Origin of the sequence: Mesorhizobium sp. M1E.F.Ca.ET.063.01.1.1 (assembly GCF_003998155.1) — a bacterium.
Lineage (GTDB): Bacteria > Pseudomonadota > Alphaproteobacteria > Rhizobiales > Rhizobiaceae > Mesorhizobium.
In genome coordinates, this window is sequence record NZ_RZSC01000670.1 from 1 (window position 1) to 3224 (window position 3224).

The following is a 3224-nucleotide window of genomic DNA, read 5'->3' on the forward strand; positions in this document are numbered from 1 at the left end:
GCGCTCGAGGATCTCAAGCGACCGGTCGGTCGATCCGTCGTCGATGGCGATGACCTCGAGCCGACCGTAGTCCTGTCTCAGGATCGATTGGATCGCGGCGCCGACATAGGGCTCGGCATTGTAGACCGGCAACAGCACGGAGATGAGGGGAGCGGTCATGGTCGGCTCCGGTCCGTCGGCCGCAGATCGAGCGCCGGGGCGATGCCGAACCCGCGGGCCTCGCTCGCGCCACGCGGGCGCGAGGGCGCCACATAGGGGAAATAGCGCTTGAGGCTGTTGAGCGGCTTCTCGAACAGCACCCAGGACAGCGAGGCGACGACCAGCGTGGCGGCGCCTGCGACCAGGAAGCGGCCCGGCCCCTGTTCCGAGACGTTGAGTGGCAGCCATGGCTGCGCCTTGACGGCATAGGCGAGCAGGATCGGATGGTAGAGATAGACGCCGTAGCTGATGCGGCCGAGGAAGATGAGCGGCGGCAGTTCGGCCAGCCTGCCGGGCGTGCCGCCAAGGCCGTTCGAGCAGGCGGCGACGATCGCCACCAGCAGCGCCAGCGGCAGCACCTGCACCAGGAACCAGCGCGGCCACTCCCAGGCCGAGCTCGCCGGCCCCGGATCGGACCAGACGACGAGCAGGAAGACCGCGACCAAGGCCGGCCAGCAAAGCCGCATCCATCGCGGCACGTCGGCGCCTCGGGCGCGGCGGACGGCAAGCAGGGCGCCGCAGGCAAGCGCGTCCATCGAGGCCGGCGGCAACAGGTCCCGCGCCAGCGCCGGGTCGGCGGCGATCGGCCAGTAGAAGCGATAGGCGAGCGAGAAGCAGATGACGCCGATGGTGATCGCCTCGATGCGCCTGCGCGGCGCCACGAGCACGATCAGTGGCCAGGCGAGATAGAACTGCTCCTCGATGCTGAGGCTCCAGAAATGGCAGAGCAGCCAGGGCGTCCAGTCGTTACGCTGCGCATACCAGAAATTCGAGAGATAGAGCGCATGCCAGGCGAGCGACGACCTGGACTGTTCCAGGTCGGTGAGCCAGACGAGCCCCAGCACCGCGAAATAGGGCGGGAAAATCCGGATCGCGCGCCTGGCATAGAAGGAACGCAGCGCCGGTCCGGCCTCGAATGCATAGGTGTCACGCGCGTCCAGCAAAAGCCGCGTGATCAGGAAGCCGGAGAGCACGAAGAACAGCCGCACGCCGAGATGGCCGAGGAAGGAGGAGCCGTTCGGCGCAAGGAAATGCGCGTAAAGCACCAGCGTGACGGCAACGGCCCGCAGCATGTCCAACTGGATGTCGCGCTGATTCGTCATCAGCGGCTTCCGACAGATCTTTCGCAGTGCCAGGCGTTGCACGCGCAAAGCCCGTAGGCCCTGCCTGTCGACCAACTTCCGTCCGGAGCGCTGTCGTTGCGGCCCAGCGGAATGCCCATCCGGGTCAAAATAATGGCATCCTCCAACGCACACAGCCCCGCCAACGGATGTCGCGGACTTTGTTGCACTGCAACACAAAATGCTTACGCCGTTGAAATAAAGGCGTGATGCGGACGGTTGTGTGCCGTAGTTGGCTCTGCAAAATCTTCGCAGAGATGCCCAATGGTCCTATATATTCGTGGGCAGTTGGTCTGATTTTGAGAGTATCTGCCGCAAGGGATGTTGAAAAGATATACCGGCAACCATGGCGGGTATTTTAGAAGTATTGAAAAAGCTATCCAATCTAGCGCTTTATGCTTCCATGGCTCGGCGAAAAGAGCTTTTGATTTCAACGTCTTGTGCGACGCAATAGACCCGCCGGGAGATGGGAGGCGCCTGTCCCACCATCGGCCGGCCGCTGCCTCACGACAGCGCAATCGCCAGGCTGTATCTCCGCCTCGGACGGTGCGGGGCAGGGGGAGAAGAAGTGGTATCGACGCAAACCGTAAAACCAGGGACCCAGGCGGGCGCCTTGCCCATTCTCGGGCTGCTCGGCGCCGTTCTTTCGGTTCAGGTGGGCGCCGCTTTCGCCAAGGGCCTGTTCCCGGTCCTCGGCCCACAGGGCACGACGATGCTGAGGCTTCTCATCGGCGCGCTGATGCTGGCCGCGGCGCTGAGGCCCTGGAAGGTGATGCCGTCGCTCAAAACCCTGCCGTGGCTCGCGGCCTATGGCGTCACCGTCTCGGTCATGAACCTGCTGTTTTATACCGCGCTGGAGCGCATTCCGCTGGGCATCTGCGTGGCACTGGAATTCACCGGGCCGCTTTTCGTGGCGACGCTCGGTTCCAGGCGCCCGCTCGATCTCGTCTGGGTGGCCTTTGCCGTCGCCGGCATCGTGCTGCTCTCGCCTTTTGCCGATGTCAGCCGGGGACTTGATCCGATAGGCGTGCTGATTGCGCTTGCCGCCGGCGGCTGCTGGGCGCTCTACATCATCTTCGCGCAGAAGGCCGGCGCCGAGCTCGGCGTTCGCACCTCGGCCTACGGCATGGCGATCGCCGCTCTGCTGGCGCTGCCTTTCGGATTCTCGGCTGCCTGGCCTTATCTCACCGACCCGCATGTGATGGCGGGCGCGGCCGTCGTCGGCCTGTTCTCGAGCGCGCTGCCCTTCTGGCTCGAGATGATGGCGCTCACCAGGATGCCGGCGCGGGTTTACGGCACGCTCACCTCCCTGGAGCCGGCGCTCGGAGCGCTGACCGGCTTCCTGTTCCTGCATGAGAGCTTGAGTGCGCTGCAATGCGCCGGCATCGCCGCCGTGATTGCCGCCGCCTTCGGCACGGCGGTGACGGCAAGAGCGCCGGTCTCCTCGCCGGGGTAAGGGGAAAACGCCGCGCGTTCATGCCGGACTACATCCGGTGGTTGCGATAGGACTTAGGTCCGATATCGTCACGAAAAAGGTCTGAATAAACAAGACAAGGGTCGTGGGCCACTTCCGCACGACACGCTGATTGGGGATGCTAATGCTGCGACATTGCCGGTGGGGTAGTTTGGCCGAAGGGCTGGATGGCCGGTATGGGGAGAATGGGATGCGCGTAGCGCGCATGGGCTGCAGGCTTGTCTTGCAAGCGCTCACTGCGCTGGCGTTGGTTGTCGCGCCTTTTCATCTCTCCATCGGCGGTCCTGTCGTAGCCAAGGCCTATGCCGGCAAAGGCGGCAATGGCAATGGCGGTAACGGTAATGGCGGCGGGAATAGCGGCGGCGGTAACAGTGGCGGTGGAAATAACGGCGGCGGTAACAGCGGCGGCGGTAACAGTGGCGGTGGAAATA

At 64.3% G+C, this 3224-nt stretch carries 4 protein-coding genes; 1 reads left to right on the plus strand and 3 read right to left on the minus strand.

Annotated elements, in window-relative coordinates; genetic code table 11:
• Positions 1-159, minus strand: a 159-nt coding sequence (locus tag EOA29_RS30290) for a glycosyltransferase family A protein (protein WP_145969875.1), incomplete at its 3' end; no start/stop codon positions are given.
• Positions 156-1301: an acyltransferase gene (locus EOA29_RS30295; protein WP_126094723.1), complete on the minus strand. Its 1146-nt coding sequence runs from the start codon at positions 1299-1301 to the stop codon at positions 156-158. The genes EOA29_RS30290 and EOA29_RS30295, both read right to left, overlap by 4 nt.
• 586 nt (positions 1302-1887) lie before the next feature.
• Between EOA29_RS30295 and EOA29_RS30300 the strand changes: the two genes are divergently transcribed.
• Positions 1888-2775 carry a DMT family transporter gene (locus tag EOA29_RS30300; protein ID WP_245464726.1) on the plus strand — a complete coding sequence of 296 codons (888 nt, stop codon included), beginning with the start codon at positions 1888-1890 and terminating at the stop codon, positions 2773-2775.
• 139 nt (positions 2776-2914) lie between these two features.
• On the opposite strand, the gene EOA29_RS41745 is transcribed toward EOA29_RS30300, so the two are convergent.
• Positions 2915-3224, minus strand: a 310-nt coding sequence (locus EOA29_RS41745; RefSeq protein ID WP_189479031.1) for a hypothetical protein, incomplete at its 5' end; no start/stop codon positions are given.

Coding starts and splice junctions, on each gene's coding strand:
- EOA29_RS30295 (WP_126094723.1), bottom strand. CDS start 1,301: ATGACGAATCAGCGCGACATCCAGTTGGACATGCTGCGGGCCGTTGCC.